This window comes from Rhodococcus sp. T9N (genome assembly GCF_024436645.1).
Taxonomy (GTDB): domain Bacteria; phylum Actinomycetota; class Actinomycetes; order Mycobacteriales; family Mycobacteriaceae; genus Rhodococcus_F; species Rhodococcus_F qingshengii.
This window is the reverse complement of the sequence record NZ_JAMSKS010000006.1, coordinates 48,136-65,506: the sequence shown is the minus strand read 5'-3', so window position 1 is coordinate 65,506 and position 17,371 is coordinate 48,136. Positions and strand designations below refer to the sequence as shown.

Annotated in this window: 17 protein-coding genes and 1 pseudogene; 6 read left to right on the top strand and 12 right to left on the bottom strand. The window is 62.9% G+C overall.

Annotated features, from left to right (window positions below):
* Positions 1–14 precede the first annotated feature (14 nt).
* Positions 15–764, top strand: a complete 750-nt coding sequence (locus M1L53_RS12540) for an SDR family NAD(P)-dependent oxidoreductase (RefSeq protein ID WP_003942076.1) — start codon at positions 15–17, stop codon at positions 762–764.
* A gap of 15 nt (positions 765–779) precedes the next feature.
* Here M1L53_RS12540 and M1L53_RS12535 read toward each other — a convergent pair whose 3' ends face one another.
* The 4 genes and pseudogenes from M1L53_RS12535 to M1L53_RS12520 form a co-directional block, all read right to left on the bottom strand.
* The gene (locus M1L53_RS12535) at positions 780–1,538 is read right to left on the bottom strand and encodes an ESX secretion-associated protein EspG (RefSeq protein WP_054187843.1); all 759 of its coding nucleotides are present in this window, start codon (positions 1,536–1,538) and stop codon (positions 780–782) included.
* Positions 1,535–3,073, bottom strand: coding sequence for a hypothetical protein (locus M1L53_RS12530; protein WP_054187844.1), 1,539 nt, complete (start codon positions 3,071–3,073; stop codon positions 1,535–1,537). The genes M1L53_RS12535 and M1L53_RS12530 overlap by 4 nt, the downstream gene beginning before the upstream one ends.
* A gap of 120 nt (positions 3,074–3,193) precedes the next feature.
* A pseudogene (locus tag M1L53_RS12525) lies at positions 3,194–4,385 on the bottom strand (Ig-like domain-containing protein).
* Positions 4,386–4,417: 32 nt separating this feature from the next.
* Positions 4,418–5,461, bottom strand: a complete 1,044-nt coding sequence (locus M1L53_RS12520; protein ID WP_047268936.1) for a UDP-N-acetylmuramate dehydrogenase — start codon at positions 5,459–5,461, stop codon at positions 4,418–4,420.
* Between the two features lie 74 nt (positions 5,462–5,535).
* On the opposite strand from M1L53_RS12520, the gene M1L53_RS12515 reads away from it, so the two are divergent.
* The 3 genes from M1L53_RS12515 to M1L53_RS12505 all read left to right on the top strand — a co-directional run bounded on the left by M1L53_RS12515 (position 5,536) and on the right by M1L53_RS12505 (position 7,406).
* Positions 5,536–6,033 (top strand): DUF2505 domain-containing protein, encoded by a 498-nt coding sequence (locus M1L53_RS12515; RefSeq protein ID WP_003942023.1) that lies wholly within the window; start codon positions 5,536–5,538, stop codon positions 6,031–6,033.
* A 76-nt stretch (positions 6,034–6,109) separates the two neighbouring features.
* Complete coding sequence (locus M1L53_RS12510) at positions 6,110–6,610, top strand: DUF2505 domain-containing protein (protein ID WP_007735352.1); 501 nt, start codon at positions 6,110–6,112, stop codon at positions 6,608–6,610.
* A 7-nt stretch (positions 6,611–6,617) separates the two neighbouring features.
* A complete protein-coding gene (locus M1L53_RS12505) occupies positions 6,618–7,406 on the top strand; it encodes a hypothetical protein (protein WP_007735354.1) in 789 nt (262 codons plus the stop codon).
* A gap of 70 nt (positions 7,407–7,476) precedes the next feature.
* On the opposite strand, the gene M1L53_RS12500 is transcribed toward M1L53_RS12505, so the two are convergent.
* The 3 genes from M1L53_RS12500 to M1L53_RS12490 form a co-directional block, all read right to left on the bottom strand.
* Positions 7,477–9,510, bottom strand: coding sequence for an Ig-like domain-containing protein (locus M1L53_RS12500; protein WP_102999329.1), 2,034 nt, complete (start codon positions 9,508–9,510; stop codon positions 7,477–7,479).
* A gap of 81 nt (positions 9,511–9,591) precedes the next feature.
* Complete coding sequence (locus tag M1L53_RS12495; protein ID WP_228232514.1) at positions 9,592–11,022, bottom strand: Ig-like domain-containing protein; 1,431 nt, start codon at positions 11,020–11,022, stop codon at positions 9,592–9,594.
* 310 nt (positions 11,023–11,332) lie between these two features.
* Positions 11,333–11,911, bottom strand: a complete 579-nt coding sequence (locus M1L53_RS12490; protein ID WP_003941523.1) for a hypothetical protein — start codon at positions 11,909–11,911, stop codon at positions 11,333–11,335.
* 127 nt (positions 11,912–12,038) lie between these two features.
* On the opposite strand from M1L53_RS12490, the gene M1L53_RS12485 reads away from it, so the two are divergent.
* Complete coding sequence (locus M1L53_RS12485) at positions 12,039–12,809, top strand: DUF2993 domain-containing protein (protein WP_007735358.1); 771 nt, start codon at positions 12,039–12,041, stop codon at positions 12,807–12,809.
* On the opposite strand, the gene deoC is transcribed toward M1L53_RS12485, so the two are convergent.
* The gene (gene deoC, locus M1L53_RS12480) at positions 12,806–13,471 is read right to left on the bottom strand and encodes a deoxyribose-phosphate aldolase (RefSeq protein WP_047268935.1); all 666 of its coding nucleotides are present in this window, start codon (positions 13,469–13,471) and stop codon (positions 12,806–12,808) included. The two genes, M1L53_RS12485 and deoC, sit on opposite strands and share 4 nt — an antisense overlap.
* A 64-nt stretch (positions 13,472–13,535) precedes the next feature.
* On the opposite strand from deoC, the gene purU reads away from it, so the two are divergent.
* Positions 13,536–14,423, top strand: coding sequence for a formyltetrahydrofolate deformylase (gene purU / locus M1L53_RS12475; protein ID WP_003941509.1), 888 nt, complete (start codon positions 13,536–13,538; stop codon positions 14,421–14,423).
* Positions 14,424–14,435: 12 nt separating this feature from the next.
* Here the strand turns inward: purU and M1L53_RS12470 are convergent, their stop codons facing one another.
* The 4 genes from M1L53_RS12470 to M1L53_RS12455 all read right to left on the bottom strand — a co-directional run bounded on the left by M1L53_RS12470 (position 14,436) and on the right by M1L53_RS12455 (position 17,354).
* Positions 14,436–15,467 (bottom strand): alpha/beta fold hydrolase, encoded by a 1,032-nt coding sequence (locus M1L53_RS12470; protein WP_021333908.1) that lies wholly within the window; start codon positions 15,465–15,467, stop codon positions 14,436–14,438.
* Between the two features lie 168 nt (positions 15,468–15,635).
* Complete coding sequence (locus tag M1L53_RS12465) at positions 15,636–15,932, bottom strand: DUF2516 family protein (protein ID WP_003941505.1); 297 nt, start codon at positions 15,930–15,932, stop codon at positions 15,636–15,638.
* A 95-nt stretch (positions 15,933–16,027) separates the two neighbouring features.
* Positions 16,028–16,855, bottom strand: coding sequence for a heparin-binding hemagglutinin (locus tag M1L53_RS12460; RefSeq protein WP_003941552.1), 828 nt, complete (start codon positions 16,853–16,855; stop codon positions 16,028–16,030).
* Entirely contained in the window at positions 16,848–17,354 is a 507-nt protein-coding gene (locus M1L53_RS12455) for a helix-turn-helix domain-containing protein (protein ID WP_003941483.1), read from the bottom strand. Before M1L53_RS12455 ends, M1L53_RS12460 begins: the two co-directional genes overlap by 8 nt.
* Between the last annotated feature and the right edge of the window lie 17 nt (positions 17,355–17,371).

Sequence of the window (17,371 nt, the reverse complement as noted above, 5' to 3'; positions counted from 1 at the left end):
CCTACGATTGCATCATGACCATTTCTTCCGATGCCCGCATCGCCGTAGTCACCGGAGCCAGCTCCGGAATCGGTGAGGCCACCGCCCGCACCCTGGCAGCTCAGGGATTCCACGTCGTGATCGGTGCTCGCCGCGTCGATCGTCTCGAGAAGATCGCCGAGGAAATCGGTGGTACCGCTCTCGAACTCGACGTCACCGACGAGGATTCCGTCGACGCGTTCGCGGCCGTGGTCCCACGTGTCGACGTGTTGGTCAACAACGCGGGTGGTGCAAAGGGTCTGGCAACAGTCCTGGACGCCGATCTGGACGACTGGCGGTGGATGTGGGAGACCAATGTTCTGGGCACGTTGCGTGTGACGAAGGCACTGCTGCCCAAGCTGATCGATTCGGGTGACGGTCTGGTCGTGACCATCACCTCGGTGGCCGCGCTGGAGGCATACGACAACGGCTCGGGCTACACCACCGCCAAGCACGCTCAAGCCGTCCTTCATCGGACATTGCGTGGTGAACTGTTGGGCAAGCCCGTTCGACTGACCGAAATCGCGCCGGGAGCCGTCGAGACGGAGTTCTCACTCGTCCGGTTCGAGGGCGATCAGGACAAGGCCGACAAGGTGTACGAGGGAATCACACCGTTGGTGGCGCAGGACATCGCCGAGATCATCGGTTTTGTCGCGTCGCGGCCGTCACATGTGAACCTCGATCAGATCATCGTCAAGCCGAGGGATCAGGCAAGCCCCGGTCGGTTCCACCGCACCACCAGCTAGTTCGAATCGTTCTGACTAACCAGTGCGAATCACCCGGTGCAGGACGAGGCCGAGATTGCGTGCAATCTCGGCCTCCGTCATTTCCGTGGAAGCGCTACGGGCACTTACGGTTTCATCAGCGGTGACGATGTACCGACCATCTCCGGCATAGTCGTACCAGTGGAACGTTATGCCGTCGTCTGTCGGTCTGCTGTCCACTGCTCCTCCCGGGTATGTGGTGACTTCACCGATCGAGGTCCGCTCTCGGCCGAAGAATCTGCTCACTTCCTCGCTCCCGCGCGCACCGGCGGCACTGCTCAGGAAGCTCGCTCTACCGGAAGTTTTCGGCCTTTCGATGCTCACACCACGCTCCGATCCAGCGGGGCAGGTCGGCAGGTGATCGACGAGCATCCGTGGAATTGCCGATGGGCGTACCACGGTGAAAACCACGTCGGAGCCACAGTCGACAGTCCTGCCGGGCAGTTGAGTCAGGAGCACCCCCAGGTCGCCGGCAACAACGCCGTGCAATCGCGTCACCGTACTCATGTTCTGCCCGTGAAAACCGGAAACCTCAACGCGAGCATCAGGATTCGCAAGAGCACCGAGAACGTGATGCAGCCGATCGTCGAGCAACCAAGCCAGGTGTGCTCCCGCTCGACGTCGCTCTTCTGTCAGCTCGTTCATGGTTTCGGCCGTCGGACGAAACCGCAGCGGGTACGGGAGTCGGTCACGTCCGACCGCTTCCCAGAGAATCTGGAATTCGAGGCCGGTGAACTGCCACTGCATGGTGGTCATTCGCCCAGCACCGCCGGGGAGACCATCGGTAGGTCGCCGACCAGGGCGTTGCCGTTCTCGACTGTGACGAGGTAGCCGGGGGTGTCGTGAACGTTGTCTTCGTCTTGCCCTTGCCCTCGTCCCGGTGCCATGCCGCCGACGCCACCCATCGCGCCCCGACCGCTCTGCGCGCCCGTCGCCGAGGTACCGCCAGCTCCGTTGACGCCCCCACGCCCGCCATTGGCGAGGCCGCCCACGCCGCCAGGGCCGAGAGCGCCACCTCCGGTTCCACCTGGCCCGAAGCCTCCGGTACCGATTCCACCAGCAGGACCACCACCCGAACCGCTACCTACCAGGCCTGACGGCGTTCCGGAACCAAGCTGAGCGCCATTCGGAGTTGCACGAGCTAGGCCATCTGGCGCTGCACCGGCGGACAGTGGACCGGCATGTGCCGCCGTGGTCCCGGCCGGGTCGGAACCGGTTCCGGATCGAACTGCATCGACGTTCGGATTCCCTTGGGCATCAACGCCGCTACGGTTGTCACCATTTCCGGTATCGGTGCCGGACGGATTCTGACCGGAACCGTGTCCGGGCGGGTTTGCCCCGCCGGAGTTTCCACCGTCCGCTCCCCCACCGACTCCGCCACCCGATGTAGATGGCGTGCCGAGCCCGTTTCCTGAACCCGAAAAGTTCCCGCCGTCGGCACCACCACCACCGAATGCGCCGCCACTTCCAGCCCCGCCACTTCCAGCCCCTCCATCGCCGGTGACCGGATTGAATGCGGCCGGGAGGATCGGCACCTGATCGTCCGCACGCTTCATGGACGGCAGATACACGTCCTTCATCACCTGGCGCGCTTGACGTTCGGCTTCTTCGGCTTCGTATTGGGCCTGCTTCCATGTAGCCCCGGGAACCATGCTGAGAAACCTCTCGACCGTCGAGGCGCCGTCGGGGGCCGGAATCGAGCGTTTGGCCTCGTCGAGTGCGATCTTCGCCTCCTCGATCTTGTTCGAGATCAGATCGACCCGCACCTTCAGCTCACCCGCATCAGCCGAGTAGGCCAGCACTGCTTCCAGCGCAGCCGAGCCGCCGCGCCCCTGCCAGCCTTCGGTGATCGCACCGTTCACGTCGTTCTGGAACTTCCCGATGCCGGCTTCGACCCGGCCTGCAATGGCCTTCCAAGCCTCACCGATCGCACTCAGGGTTGCCGGATTCATCTCGTTGACGTGGTCGAAGATTTCGGAGTGCGACATCGCATCGAACGGATCGTCGTCCACGATTGCGTGTTCGCTGTACTCGAGCGACGACGTCTGGGCGGTGAGGGCATCGCGCTCACCCCAGGCTCGTGCGCGCTCCACATCGGCGTCGACGGTCGCAGCAGCCATCTCGTCGTCGAACGCGCCGCGGTCGTCGGTTATGGATTGCACCAGAGCAGATGTAGCGATTGCGCTCGCGATGGGAGTGCCGACAACTGGCAATGCCGCCACGCCAGGAGGCACGGCCTGCGTCGCTTCGGAGATTCTTCCCAGCACGTCTTCCAGAAATGGAATGCCCACCGCTGTCCCCCTGAAGTCGAAAACCCCCGTCGGACTCCCCCGAGCCGACAGCACTTACCTGTACAGACGCAAGCAGAGCCCGGACGGTTCCCTCATCCACGGATTTACCGCAGTACAGAGTTACGGCAGTGCCGACATCGACTTCCAGGTCGGCAGATCGATTGCCCAGTCGTAGATGTCGCCGTCCGCAGGAGACAGGTCGATCGACGTGCCGGTCACCTCTACGGGGTCACCGTAGAGGGCGGTTCCGAAGTATTCCTGCGCGTCGGATGTCGACAGGTTGATGCAACCGTTCGTGACGTTCGACGAGCCCTGCACCCCGGTGGTCTCAGGATTGGCGTGGATGAATTCGCCGTTGTTGGAGATGCGCACGGCCCAACGCTCACGCACGTTCTCGTAGAACGGCGGATTGGACATCATGAAGTCTTCGTACTTCTCCGTCACCATGTGAATGCCGCTGCGCGTGACGTTGCGAGGTTCGTTTCCCTCGCCGTAGCTGACGGGAATGTCCATGATCGTCTGACCGTCGCGCACCACCTGCATGCGGTGGCTGGGCGCATTCGCCTTCCTGGCTACGACCGATCGTGAAGTCGAGCGTGAGATCCTGGTCGCCGAAGGCGCCACCGCCGTAGTTCAAGCCGTAGAGCTTGGCGTCCAGATGGACAGTCGTGCCCGGCACCCAGTAATCGGCCGGACGCCAATGGGCCCGCGATCCGCCGTTGTCGTCGGCCAGCCAAGCCCACGATCCGGCGGTGGGCGGCACGGTGGTCACGACAAGCGCCTTCTCGACGGCCGCCTTGTCGACGACGGAGTTGTCGAACTGCAACGTGATCGGTGCCGCGATACCAACTTCTTGGCCGTCGGCGATGTTGAGGGTGGCGCCGGTGGTCGACTCCGGGGCAACCGTCGTAAAGCTCCCTTGGACTGGCACGGATTTACCGTCGGTCCCGGTTGCCGAGCCCGACCACGAATACGTGGTGCCGTAGCCGAGTGCCTCACTGACGGTGAACGATGTCTTGTCAGGCGACAATTGTCCTGCAACGGCTTTACCGGCCGCATTGCTGAGGCTGACGTCGGACAGCGTTCCCTGGGTCACCGCCACCGAGACGGGGGCGACCGGGCTGACATCTTTGGTGCCGGGCGCCGGCGTCGACACCACGGTCGCCACCGGTGCTGGCTCGGCGGCCGCCGCGCCGCCCTGTCCGTCCTTGCCACCGATCGTGCAGCCGACGACGGCCACCATCACAGCGAGCAATACAGCTACCAACGCAACAAGACGCGAACGACTTCTCCTACCACCCAGCTCATGCACTTCAACAGGCTACCTGCGGGCTCCGTCAGGAATCAGATGGTGCAGCCCACAGTTACCGGTTCCGGTTCCAGGTGGACACCGAACGCGGCTTCGACGCCGTCGCGCACTGTCCGCGCGAGCGAGACCACATCCGCGCTCGTTGCCGACCCTCTGTTGGTCAACGCCAAGGTGTGTTTCGTCGACAGCCTGGCCGGTGCATCTTCACCGGGATAACCCTTCGAGAATCCGGCCCGTTCGATCAACCATCCGGCCGAGAGCTTGGTTCCACCACTGCCCGGGAACTGCGGCACGGTGACGTCTCCGAGCTGTTCGGTTATTGCTCCGAGCACAGCGGGCAGCTTGTCGTCCGGCACCACGGGGTTGGTGAAGAAGGAACCCGCGCTCCAAGTGTCGTGGTCGTACGGATCGAGCACCATCGCCTTACCCGTCCGAAGACCCAGAACTGCCTCGCGGACCTGCGACGCAGGTAACCGCTCGCCTTCTTCGGCCCCGAGTGCGGTGAACAGTTCGCGGTACGCGAGCGGGGCACTCAGTCCGTCGGTCGACGCATCGAATTCGACGGCGAGAACCACTGCTGCATCGGAATGCTTGAGAACGCTCGACCGGTAACCCAATTCGAGTTTCGACGGTTCGACCCACGACACTTCGCCACTGCGTCGGTCGAGCAATTGAACCTGCCGGAGCCGCGAGCCCACCTCGACGCCGTACGCGCCGACATTCTGCACCGGCGTCGCACCGGTCGAGCCCGGAATCCCGGACAGGCACTCGAGGCCACCCAGTTCCGCGGCGACCGATTGACCGACTACTTCGTCCCACACCGCGCCCGCTTCGGCGACGACGCGGTCCGTGTCGAGGCTCACGGTGGTGTTGGCCACACGAACGACAACTCCGTCGAATCCCGAGTCGGAGATCACGAGATTGGATCCGCCGGCGAGAATCAGCGTCGGGATCTGCTCGCGATCGAGCAGCGTCACGACGTCGATCAACGACTGCGTCGTCGGACATTCGGCGAGCAGCCGCGCCGGTCCCCCGATTCGGAGCGTCGTCAATCCCGACAAGTCAACGTTCTCGGACACGAAAGCGCCTGATTCCACGACGCGTCTGCCAATGGTTACGTCCCACACATCGATAAACGGTAGCCTCCACAATCGTGAGCCGTCGCATCGAGCATTCGTCGAAGTACACAGTCCCCGCCGAGAAGGTCCATGAGGCGGTGACCTCCGAGCAGTACTGGCGCGACCGAATCGTCGCTGTCGGTGGTCCCGGCGCAACGATCGAAGAGCTGACCGTTCGCGACGAGACCGTCGCGGTCACGATGTCGCAGATCATTGCCGCAGAGCATCTCCCCAGCATGGTGTCGAAAGTCGTCAACGGCGACATCGTCATCAAGCGCAGTGAAACGATGGCGCCTTTCAAGGACGGCAAGGCCACCGGCACCTTCTCCGCCCACGTCGACGGCGTTCCCGCCCGTGTCGAGGGCACGCAGGTGCTGACAGGTGACGAGAACTCCGCCACTCTCGAGATCGACGGTGAGGTCGAGGTCAAGATCCCGTTCCTCGGCGGAAAGATCGAAAGTGCGATTGTCGACGAGGTTGTCCGGCTCATCCAGGCCGAACAGGACTTCACCCGGGAGTGGATCGCGAAGTAAAACCCTGCGGGCGGCGGCAGTTGTGGATACAGCCGATTTGGCTTGTCACAGCGTGTAACCGGTATTCTTTTCGATCATGGCTCGCCGCATCGACTACTCCGCCCGCTATCAGCACTCCCCCGAGCAGGTCTATGCGGCGCTGGCGGACCGCTCGTACTGGGAGGCCCGTGTCGAGGAGATGCGCAAGCATTCCGAGAACCATGTGGAACATTTCGAGGTCACCGATTCCGGAATCGATCTCGTGCTCCACCACATTCTTCCGCGCACGGATTTGCCCGACATCGCTCAGACAGTGATGAAGAAGGATCTTGTCATCACTCGTAAGGAGTCGTACGGCGCCTTCGGTGACACCGTGACCGGAACGTACGAAGCGTCCATCCCGGCCGGGCCGGGGAGTTTGTCCGGCACCATGGAGTTGTTCGCGACCGATACCGGGTCCACGCTGCGAACCACGTCCGAGGCCAAGGTCTTCATACCGTTCATCGGCGCGAAGTTGGAGCAACTGATGCTCATCAACCTCGTAGATCTGTTCCGCACCGAAGCCCAGGTCACCGCGACCTGGCTCGCCGCACGCTGAACCCGGCGTGAAGAAAGCTCCACCCCCGAAGATCGAGGGGGTCATCACCCGTGGCACGACGGGAATCAACAGACTGCGACGTAGTGACCGGTGGATCGTGCACAACCGCACTATCGCGCACGCCCTGAACAACGCGACCGATCCGTTGATCGTCGACCTCGGGTACGGGGCGAGGCCGGACACCACCTTCGAGATGGCAAGCCGCCTCACCGCTGTCCGGCGGGATCGACGCGTCATCGGGCTCGAGATCGACCCCGCCCGCGTGGTCGAGAGTCGTGACGGTGTCAGCTTCGCCCGTGGTGGATTCGAACTTGCCGGTCTCACACCCGTCTTCGTACGCGCCTTCAACGTGCTCCGGCAGTATCCGGAGGAGGCTGTGGACTCTGCGTGGGCACACATTCAGTCCGGTCTCGCGCCGGGCGGGCTGCTACTCGACGGAACCTGCGACGAACTCGGGAGACGTTGCGCCTGGGTGCTTCTCGACGCTGATCGTCCATTGACCCTGACACTGGCCTGGGATCCCTTCGACATCGAGCGCCCTTCCGACATCGCGGAACGTCTCCCGAAGGCTCTCATCCACCGCAACGTTCCCGGTGAGCCGATCCACGCGTTGCTCAGCGCGGCCGATCGAGCCTGGGCCACCGCCGCGCCGCACGCCTCGTTCGGACCTCGCCATCGTTGGGCTGCCGCATTGGAAATACTTCGGGCGCAAGGAATTCCCGTGCAACCCGCGCGGCGACGTCTTCGTGACTGCATCCTGACCGTGCCCTGGCACGTCGTAGCGCCGAATCCCTGAACTCACAGACGGGAAACGCCCCGCCGCGGAGGTGTTCTCCGCAGCGAGGCGTCCGTGTGCAGGCGTCGGGCTAGGACCCGAAGATGTTTTCCAGGCTTCCCAGTGAACCGGTCGAACTGCCGCCGTTGCCCGGATCGCCGCCGTCGGACGCTGCCGTCACCTTGACGGTGACTGCGGCCTGGGTCTCGGAACCGAGATAGCCGTCAGTTCCACTGAACACCGCGGTGATTCGGCGATCTCCGAGTTCAGTGAAGGTGTGCGAGAGCGTGGCCTTACCGTTCACCACCGCAACTGGTCCACCGATCGGGGTGGTTCCGTCCATGAACTGAACCGTTCCTGCGCTGAGCGTAGGTACCACTGCCGCAACAAGATCGACCTTCGCGCCCTTGACCGCTGACGCCGGAGCGCTCACGGTGATGGACGTTTCCTGATCCTCCGCGGCCGGAGCCGTGACCGAAACCGACTGAGCAGCCGAGGTAGAGGTGAGGAATCCCGCGGCACCCGAGTACACGGCCGTGATGTCATGCGTGCCGACGCTCGCGAACTCGTGCATGATCGACGCCTTGCCCTCGACGACCGGCACCGGCGAGCCGAGATTGCCCGAGCCGTCCTTGAACTGCACTGTGCCGCCCACCGGCGTCGGCGTGACGGTTACCGACAGACCAACTGCCGTACCGGTTTTTGCATCCGCCGGAACGGTCAAGACCGTCTGGGTCTGCTGGTCGGTGGGAGCCGGCGCCTTGACGTTCACGGTCTGGGCGTTCGATGTCGAGCCCAGGTAGTTACCCGAACCCGAGAACACTGCGGTGATGCTGTACTCACCCGCCACGTTGAAGGTCGGCGTGGTTGTTGCCTTACCCGAGGCGTCCACGGGAACCGGGGATCCCAGATCCCTGCCACCTTCCTTGAACTGCACGGTTCCGCCTGCAGCACCGGTCGAGACGGAGGCAGTGAACGACAAGGCCTCCCCTGTCGAACCTGTCGACGGGCCGACGAGGGTAGTCGTTGTGTTCTCCTCGACCACCACCGGAGCGACTGTCAACGCATGTGGCGCCGACGTCGAAGTCTGGTAGACACCGGAACCGGAGTACACCGCCACGATCGAATGCGCTCCGACTGCATAGGAATTCGTCAGCGAAGCCTTGCCGTTGGCATCGACGGGAACGGCGCCGCCGAGGTCGGTTGCACCGTCCTTGAACTGCACCGTGCCACCCGCCGGAGTGGGCGACACCGTAGCCTCGACGGTCACGGACTCACCTGCAACTGCACTTGCGGGACCGGTGATCGCGGTTGCAGTGCTCTTGTCCGCTTCGGACACTACGACGTCGACAGCCGACGACGTGGAGGTCGCCACCTTTGCATTACCGAGATACTTGGCCGTCACGCTGTGGGTTCGGACGTCAGCCGGTGTCCAGGCAAGCGTTGCAACACCATTGGCGAGCGCGCCCGCACCGATCTTGGTGGCACCGTCGAAGAACTCCACCGAATCACCGTCGGCACCACCGGTCACCGTCGCGCTCAGCGGAACAAGTTGTCCCAACTTCACGCCACTGGTCGGTGACAGCGTCGTCGTCGAGACGTTCTTCTGAACGTTGATCGACGGACCACGACCATTCGTCGTGTCGTCAACGAACACCGTCCCGTCGAAATGCACCGTCGTCGACAAATCAGTACCACGAGCACAATCCGCACCGACGCGATACTGGAATTCGAACGTCTTGACGTCACCACCCCACATCGGCCATTCCGTAGCACCCGCACTCAAACGAACAGAATCAGTAGCCACCTCGTTGACACGGAACGCACTACCGTTCACCGTCGCCGAACCATCGACATACGTCATACACGCCGGATGAAAATCGCGCACCGCATACAGATTGTGAACCGCGGCAGTTCGCTTGAACACCGTCTTCGACGTGATCACATCACCCTCGGACGGCGTCCCGTTACTGATCGTCCGAGTCACCTTGTACCCGTCGGAATTGAACTCCGCCGTCACCGGAGCCGCACCAGCAACCCCGACACCCGCAACCACCGCGAAACCCGCAGCAACAGCAAACACACTCAAACCTGCAACTGCACGGCGTGCAGAACCTACAGACATAGCTTTTCCTTCTCGAGAAGTGAGCGAAATGGGTGATGCCCCACCGCCGAACGCGGGCGGGGCATCACCAGGTGTCGGCGGCTAGGAGCCGAAGATGTTGCCGAGGCTGCCGAGCGAACCGGTGCCGTTGCCTGGTTCTGCACCGTCGACGGGTGCGGCGATCTGGACGGAGACCTGATCGGACGATGCCGTCACCGTGCCGGCGCCCGAGTACTCCGCCGCGACAACTCGCTGCCCTTGAGTTGCGGGCTTCCACGAAAGGCTGGCCTTTCCGGATGAATCGACCGTGGCCGTGCCGATGACGGTCTCGCCGTCCTTGAAGGTGACTGTGCCACCCGCATTGGCGGGGCTGATTTGAGCGGAGATCGTCTGGGCAACGCCGACCTGGCCCGCTACTACGCTGAGATCTGTTGTGGAGCTTGTTGTTCCGGCGGGCTGTTCGGCGACTGTCACATTCGCGGTGGTACTCGACCCGGTGACACCGGATCGACCGGCGAATACGGCTTCCACCGTCTGTGCACCGGCGACCGTCGGAACCCAGGCATAGGTCGCTTCACCGTTGCCTGCCACCGGCACCGAAGCGAGCACCGTTCCGCCGACCTTGAACGTGACCGTTCCACCGGTGCCCGACGCGGACACAGTCGCTTTGAGATTGGTCGACTTGCCGACCTGCGCGCCCGAGATCGGCGCCAGCGTCGTACTGGACTGAGCATCGGCCTGCGAAACGTTCACGATCAGCGCTGCCGAAGCGGAACCGACGGCACGCGCCGTGTCGGCGAACTTCGCTGTGATCGAGTGGTCTCCACGGGTCGTCGGTGTCCAGGCAAGTGTTGCAACACCATTGGCGAGCGCGCCCGCACCGATCTTGGAACCGGCGTCGAAGAACTCCACCGAATCACCGTCGGCACCACCGGTCACCGTCGCACTCAACGTCACCGGCTGCCCCACCTGAGCGCCACTGACCGGTGACACGGTGGTCGTCGACACGTTCTTCTGAACGTTGATCGACGGACCACGACCATTCGTCGTGTCGTCAACGAACACCGTCCCGTCGAAATGCACCGTCGTCGACAAATCAGTACCACGAGCACAATCCGCACCGACGCGATACTGGAATTCGAACGTCTTGACGTCACCGCCCCACATCGGCCATTCCGTAGCACCCGCACTCAAACGAACAGAATCAGTAGCCACCTCGTTGACACGGAACGCACTACCGTTCACCGTCGCCGAACCATCGACATACGTCATACACGCCGGATGAAAATCGCGCACCGCATACAGATTGTGAACCGCGGCAGTTCGCTTGAACACCGTCTTCGACGTGATCACATCACCCTCGGACGGCGTCCCGTTACTGATCGTCCGAGTCACCTTGTACCCGTCGGAATTGAACTCCGCCGTCACCGGAGCCGCACCAGCAACCCCGACGCCCGCAACCACCGCGAAGCCCGCAGAAACAGCAAAAACACTCAACCCACCGACAACACGACGAACACCACTCACGGACATCCAGATCCCTCTCGACAACGGGGCAGACAGGCGTCCAGGACAAGCGTCCGTCTGCTTTCGATGCCGTGACGTTATCCCATTGACTGTAAAGTAACTACGCTTTTCGCAGATTTAGTTCATCGGCGACATCGCCGAACTGCAGTAACAGTGGGCTGAACGTCCCGAACCGCACATCTGGATGCGTTCTTACCTGCGCTAAAGACAAAACAGTCGCCCGAAAATAGCGATTTACAAATCTCTGATATCGGCGTCATATTCGATTTCGGGCGTGATGCCAGAAGGTCGCAGGAGCCTCGAAGATCTCTCTCGGCTACAGGCTTGCGGCCAGAGCCAACTCGACCCGAACAGCAACGTCGACGCTCGCGTTCTCACACGAGAGATACAACTCGTGCGCGTCCAGTCGGCCTATCGCGACCGCATCGGCGACTACTTCGTTGAGCAGAACTTGAGAGATTCCACCGGAAGCGAGGTCGTGCACGGTGCGCAAAGGCGTGGTGATGCGGATGGGCCCGATCTGTTCACACTCGTCGTCCGCGAGCGGCAGTCGGTGCAGTGCTACCTGGCGGGTCGGCGCCGCGAGAGGGTGCGCAACGGAGAGGTGGATGAAGCGAGGTTGCAGGTGCCCGAGGCCATGCAGATCTGCGGCACTGTAGTGCGAGACGGTGGCGCTACCGGCGAACCACGTGCACCACTTCGCGAACTCGTCCAAGGCGGTATGTCTGACGCGTTCGAGGCGAAAAAGTCCGCGACACTCACATGTCCATGTTCCGGATTCCGTCATTTCTTCCATCAACGCCAGACCGAAACCCAGTTCGGATGCCTGGAGAGCCGTGACAAATCCGCACTGTCGCAGCGCCAGCAGCTCGAGTGATTCGTAGTCCGAAGCCATGACCACCTCCGGTGACCGTCGAAAACGCCGTTTCGAACAGACTACGGGCGAGTGTGTCGCGCATCACAGGAATGAGGAAGTGCGTATTCACAGAGTTCGTTCAGACTCGTCGGGAAGAATCTGGCGAATGACTGTCGCAGCGAACAACCCTCGTCCGCGCAACCGAGTGCTCATCATCCTTCTCGTGGTGATCGCCGTACTCGTCGCGGCGCTCGTCGGTGGAGAACTGTACGTACGCAACCAGGTGAAGACCTGCATGGCCGATCAGTTCCAGAGCGAACTGGGATCCCAGGTCGACGTCGGGTTGAGCTGGAAGCCCGTACTCCTGCAGGCAGTCGACAAGAAGGTGCCGTACATCAGCATCGACAGTGACGACTCTTCGTTCGGCCCCGCAACGGGAATGCAGGTTCACGCGAAGGTGAACGACATCAACTTGCAGCCCTCGGCGGGCAACAGCGGCACCATCGGCAGCTCCAGCGCCGACGTCACCTGGTCTACCGCAGGCATTCTCGCCACCTTGCAGGAACAGACCTTCGGCGGGCTCGTCTCCGGCGTCACCGCCGACTCGAGCGCCGGAACACTCGCGTTCGACGTCGGTCCGGTCGGGCTCGCGAAGCTCACGGTCAAGCCCACCGTCACCAACGGTGTGGTCGACGTCCAGACCGTCGGCGCCGAGATTCTCGGATTGGGTCTGCCGACCGATCTGGTCGACGGCATCGTCCAGACACTCACCGACAGCCTGCAGACCTACCCGCTGGACATGAAGCCCACGAAGCTGACCGTCACCGACGACGCTATCCAGATCTCGTTGGAGGGCGGCGCTTACGCCATGCCCGTCGCCGACGCGAACAACCAGAACACCTCGGCGGTTCCGGACAGCTGCGGCCTGCTGACCTAGTCGGCCAGACCGTCCAATACTGCTCGACTTCCGGATAGTCCGAGGCGGGTGGCGCCGGCCGCGATCATGTCGAGCGCTGCCTGCGTCGTACGTATTCCGCCACTGGCCTTGACTCCCACGCCCGGGCCGACCGTCTGCGCCATCAGTGCGACGGCCTCGACCGTCGCTCCACCCGCGGGGTGGAAGCCGGTGGAGGTCTTGACGAAGTTCGCTCCGGCACGCACAGCTGCGCGGCAACATTCGACGATGGCCTCGTCGGACAGCGCTGCGGTTTCGAGGATCACTTTGAGGATCGCACTCTCCCCCATCGCCTCGCGGACGGTGAGGATATCGGCCAACACCGCGCTGTAGTCGCCGGCGACCGCCGCTCCTACGTCGATGACCATGTCGATCTCGGCTGCGCCTTGATCGACGGCCAGTCGCGCTTCAGCACCCTTGACCAGCGAATGATGCTTCCCCGACGGGAATCCGACGACGGCCGCCGTCACAAGTCCCTCGGCGCGAATCGGCAACATCGACGGCGAGACACAGACAGCCAGCACACCGAGGCTGCGTGCTTCGTCGATCAGGGCGGTCACATCGGCCGCGGTGGCTTCGGGTTTGAGGAGAGTGTGGTCCACCATCGCGGCAACCTGGGAACGAGTGAGTGCAGCTTCAGACATGTTGGAAAGCTTGGCACACCACCACGCGACCGTCGCTGCAGCCGCACCTGAGAGACTAGGCCGCATGACCGCTGCACCATCGATCGATGATCGTCGCTATGTTCTGTCCCTCGGCTGCCCCGACACCACGGGCATCGTCGCACGCATCTCGACCTTTCTCACCGACGTCGGTGGATGGATCGTGGAGGCCGCATACCACGCCGATGCCGACACCGGATGGTTCTTCACGCGTCAGGCGGTCCGTGCCTCGTCGGTGAGCATGAGCATCGACGAGCTTCGTGAACGGTTCAAAGCTGTTGCGGCCGAGATCGGTCCGGAAACCGAGTGGACTCTTCACGACTCCGGCGCACCCAAGAAGATCGTGTTGCTCGTGAGCAAGGAAGGTCACTGCTTGCATGACCTCCTTGGCCGCGCCGCGGGCGGGGAACTCCCCGCAGAAATCAGCGCCGTCATCGGAAACCACGAAGATCTGCGCAGTGTCACCGAGCGCCACGGGATCGACTTCCACCATGTTCCGTTCGCCAAGGACCCGGCAGAACGGGGACCGTCCTTCGAGAAGGTCCGCGCCCTGGTCGACGCTCACAATCCCGACGCCGTGGTGCTTGCCCGATTCATGCAGGTGCTGCCCGAATCACTGTGCGAGCACTGGGCCGGGCGCGCGATCAACATCCACCACAGCTTCTTGCCGTCGTTCATCGGTGCCCGCCCCTATCACCAGGCGTTCGCCCGCGGCGTGAAGTTGATCGGCGCCACCTGCCACTACGTGACCGCCGAACTCGATGCCGGTCCGATCATCGAGCAGGACGTGATCCGTGTGGACCACGCCGACGATGTCGCCGACATGGTCCGTCAGGGTCGAGACATCGAAAAGCTCGTGCTCTCCCGCGGACTGCGCTGGCACCTCGAGGATCGTGTGCTGGTCCACGGGCGCAAGACGGTCGTCTTCAGCTAGAGCTGCGTTGCGCTAGAGATTGCGCAGTCGCACGATTTCCTTGTCGAACTCGTCGATGTTCTCGATCGACGACATGTGACCGACGCCCGGCAACACGATCAGCCGTTCGAGGTTGCCGGCGTCGTCGAGGACTTGCGCAAGCTTGCGCGCATGGACCGGCGGAGTGAGCCGATCGAGCGAACCGACGAGCACGGTGGTCGGCACTTCGAGATTGTCGAGTCCCTCGTGAATGTCGAGGGTGCTCAGCGCTGCTCCCCAACCTCCACGGATGCGGGGCTTGCACTCACGAACGATGTTCTCGCAGAACTGAATCTCGGCCTTGGTCGCGTTCGGTGACATCGAGACGTACTGGATCGCCTTCGTCATGGCGCCCGAGGAGACGAACGGAACGGGCGAACTGAGGATGGCGCGGCCCACGGGGACCGGCACGCGAGGGAAACGATTGGGCAGTGGGATGACCGTGGTCTCGGCGATCAACCTTTCGCTCGCGGTGCTCGCGAGCATGACCGCCGACGCGTACTTCTTGACCTCGTCGGGGTGACGACCCGCCCAGGCGATGATACTCATCCCGCCCATGCTGTGACCGACGATGACGGCCTTCTTGTCCTCACGAACCGTGGCCGCCAGCACTGCAGAGAGATCGTCGGCAAGGACGTCCGGGCCGAGCGGAAGATTGCCGACGGTGCTGCGGCCATGACCGCGCTGATCGTAGGTGATGACGCGATATTCGCCGGCAAGCGCATTGACCTGCGGGTACCAGAATTCGGTGGAGCACGTCCAGCCGTGACTGAGAACGATCGGATCGCCGTCGACGGGACCGTAAGCCCGGACATTGATGATCGCACCGTCGTCGGTGGTCAGTTCGCTGATGTCAGCTTTGAGAGTCGGAGTCTTCAGGAGTGCATTGGGCTCGACGTCGCTCGAAAGAGTCAACCCACGCGTGGATCGCCGATGACGGATCCCAGCGACGGCCGCGACGAGTGCTCCCACTCCGACGGCGCCTGCCAGTACTCGAAGCTCTGTGGTGCGCGAACGACTGGACATGCATTTACCCCTGACTGCTGCTGACGACAGACGGATGCAATCTATGTGTGACTGCCGTTAACCGACACTATCACTCGAACAACGCCCGTTGTCAGCGTTGGAGAGAAGAGTGGGGCAGCACACCATGAGCCGGGAACCACGGCTCGGAATGAGCGGGAGTGCGGCAAACTACCAGCGAGAACCGCCGTGCTGAATGTCGTCCACCCGCGGGCGAACGTCGACGAGATACACGCACACTGCAACGACCGCGATGATGCCCAGGAGCCCGACAGGGGACGTCGCCAAGAGGATCAACGCCGCGACGATCAGAATTCCCAGCCAGATCGGCTTGGTCAATTTGTTGACCGCGGTGAAAGCGTCAGGACGCTGCCTGACGGCATGAACGATCGCGTAGACAGCACCCACCAATGCGAGCACTTTGAGTGCGAGAAAGATCAGACCGACTAGCCCATCGACTTGAGTCACAACTACATCCTAAGTTCTCATCCGGTTCCCGACGAACACGAAGGCTCCCACACTCGGCTGAGTGAGGGAGCCTTCGTCAGGTGGAGCTGGGCAAATCAGGCCTTCTTGGCCGGAGCAGCCTTCTTGGCCGGAGCCGGTGCGGTGGCCTTGGCCGGAGCAGCCTTGGCAGGTGCAGCCTTGGCCGGAGCGGCCTTCTTCGCGGCGGTGGTCGCGCGCTCCTGGACGTCGGAAGCAGCAGCGGTCACGCGAGCGGCAGCTTCCTTGGAAGCCTCGTCAGCCTGGTCACCGAGGTCGAGGACCTTCAGTGCAGCCTCGTCGCCTGCGTCGGCGATCTTCTCACCGGCGTCAGAGATCTTCTCGCCGACCTCTTCTGCGGTGTCGGAGATGCGTCCGGCAGCGCGGCCGGCCAGCTTGGCAGCCTGCTCGCCTACGGCGCGCGTCTGACGAGCAACGGTTCCGAGTGCGTCTTCGGTCAGCTCGACGGCGTCGCCGAGTGCCGACTCTGCAGCAGCGATGCCTTCTTCGACTGCGGGCTGCTTGCGGATGCGCTCGACTGCGTCTTCGCCACGTTCTGCGAGGGAGTTGTACAGATCTCCGGCAACCTTGAGGTATGCCTCGGCGACCTTGCGGAGTTCCTCGGGTGAGAACTTCTCGCGCAGCTCGGCAAGCTCTTCGGGCAGCTCGGACGGCAGGCCGGCGAGACGCTCGCGCAGCGCATCGACGCTCTCGGCAACGTCACCCTGGACGGAAGCGAGCTTCTCGCGAGCACCGTCGACACGGCCGTTGACATCGCCCTGGGTGTTCTCGGCGCGCTCACGAACCTGAGCAACTACATCGGCCACGGCCTGGACAACCAGGTCGCCTGCGCCGACGGCGGCGTAGAGCGAGGTCTTGACGCTGTCGATGGCGTTCTTGTCAGTCATCTTGTTCTCCTAGTGAAGTCTCGGTGTCTGGAATTGCGGCCGATTCAGCGAAATCGGGCGCTGCGGCTGGTCTTGACGACTCGTTCTCGCGACAGAACGAGTCGTAGATTTCGAGCAGTACTTGCTTCTGCCGTTCGTTGATGGCCGTCTCGGCCAACACCGCGTCCCTGATGGGACTGTGCGGGCGTTGCTCGAGATATCCCGCTTGGACGTACAGCACTTCTGATGAGACTCGAAGGCCCTTGGCGATTTGCGCCAGTACGTCCGCCGACGGTTTGCGCAATCCGCGTTCGATCTGACTCAGATACGGATTGCTGACGCCGGCGAGTTGAGCGAGTTGGCGCATCGAAACTTGGGCGGCTTCCCGCTGTGCACGAATGAACCCCCCGATGTCGTGTGCCGCAGAGCTGACGACGCGAGCTGCCAAGTCGCTTGCTCCGGCTGCGGCACCGGATGATTCACGATCTCCGTCATCGGAGTTCGTCGACTTCGCTGGCATTGCGTCCTCCCTTTCCA

Coding starts and splice junctions, on each gene's coding strand:
- M1L53_RS12540 (WP_003942076.1), top strand. CDS start 15: ATGACCATTTCTTCCGATGCCCGCATCGCCGTAGTCACCGGAGCCAGC.
- M1L53_RS12535 (WP_054187843.1), bottom strand. CDS start 1,538: ATGACCACCATGCAGTGGCAGTTCACCGGCCTCGAATTCCAGATTCTC.
- M1L53_RS12510 (WP_007735352.1), top strand. CDS start 6,110: ATGGCTCGCCGCATCGACTACTCCGCCCGCTATCAGCACTCCCCCGAG.
- M1L53_RS12500 (WP_102999329.1), bottom strand. CDS start 9,510: ATGTCTGTAGGTTCTGCACGCCGTGCAGTTGCAGGTTTGAGTGTGTTT.
- M1L53_RS12495 (WP_228232514.1), bottom strand. CDS start 11,022: ATGTCCGTGAGTGGTGTTCGTCGTGTTGTCGGTGGGTTGAGTGTTTTT.
- M1L53_RS12490 (WP_003941523.1), bottom strand. CDS start 11,911: ATGGCTTCGGACTACGAATCACTCGAGCTGCTGGCGCTGCGACAGTGC.
- M1L53_RS12485 (WP_007735358.1), top strand. CDS start 12,039: ATGACTGTCGCAGCGAACAACCCTCGTCCGCGCAACCGAGTGCTCATC.
- deoC (WP_047268935.1), bottom strand. CDS start 13,471: ATGTCTGAAGCTGCACTCACTCGTTCCCAGGTTGCCGCGATGGTGGAC.
- purU (WP_003941509.1), top strand. CDS start 13,536: ATGACCGCTGCACCATCGATCGATGATCGTCGCTATGTTCTGTCCCTC.
- M1L53_RS12470 (WP_021333908.1), bottom strand. CDS start 15,467: ATGTCCAGTCGTTCGCGCACCACAGAGCTTCGAGTACTGGCAGGCGCC.
- M1L53_RS12460 (WP_003941552.1), bottom strand. CDS start 16,855: ATGACTGACAAGAACGCCATCGACAGCGTCAAGACCTCGCTCTACGCC.
- M1L53_RS12455 (WP_003941483.1), bottom strand. CDS start 17,354: ATGCCAGCGAAGTCGACGAACTCCGATGACGGAGATCGTGAATCATCC.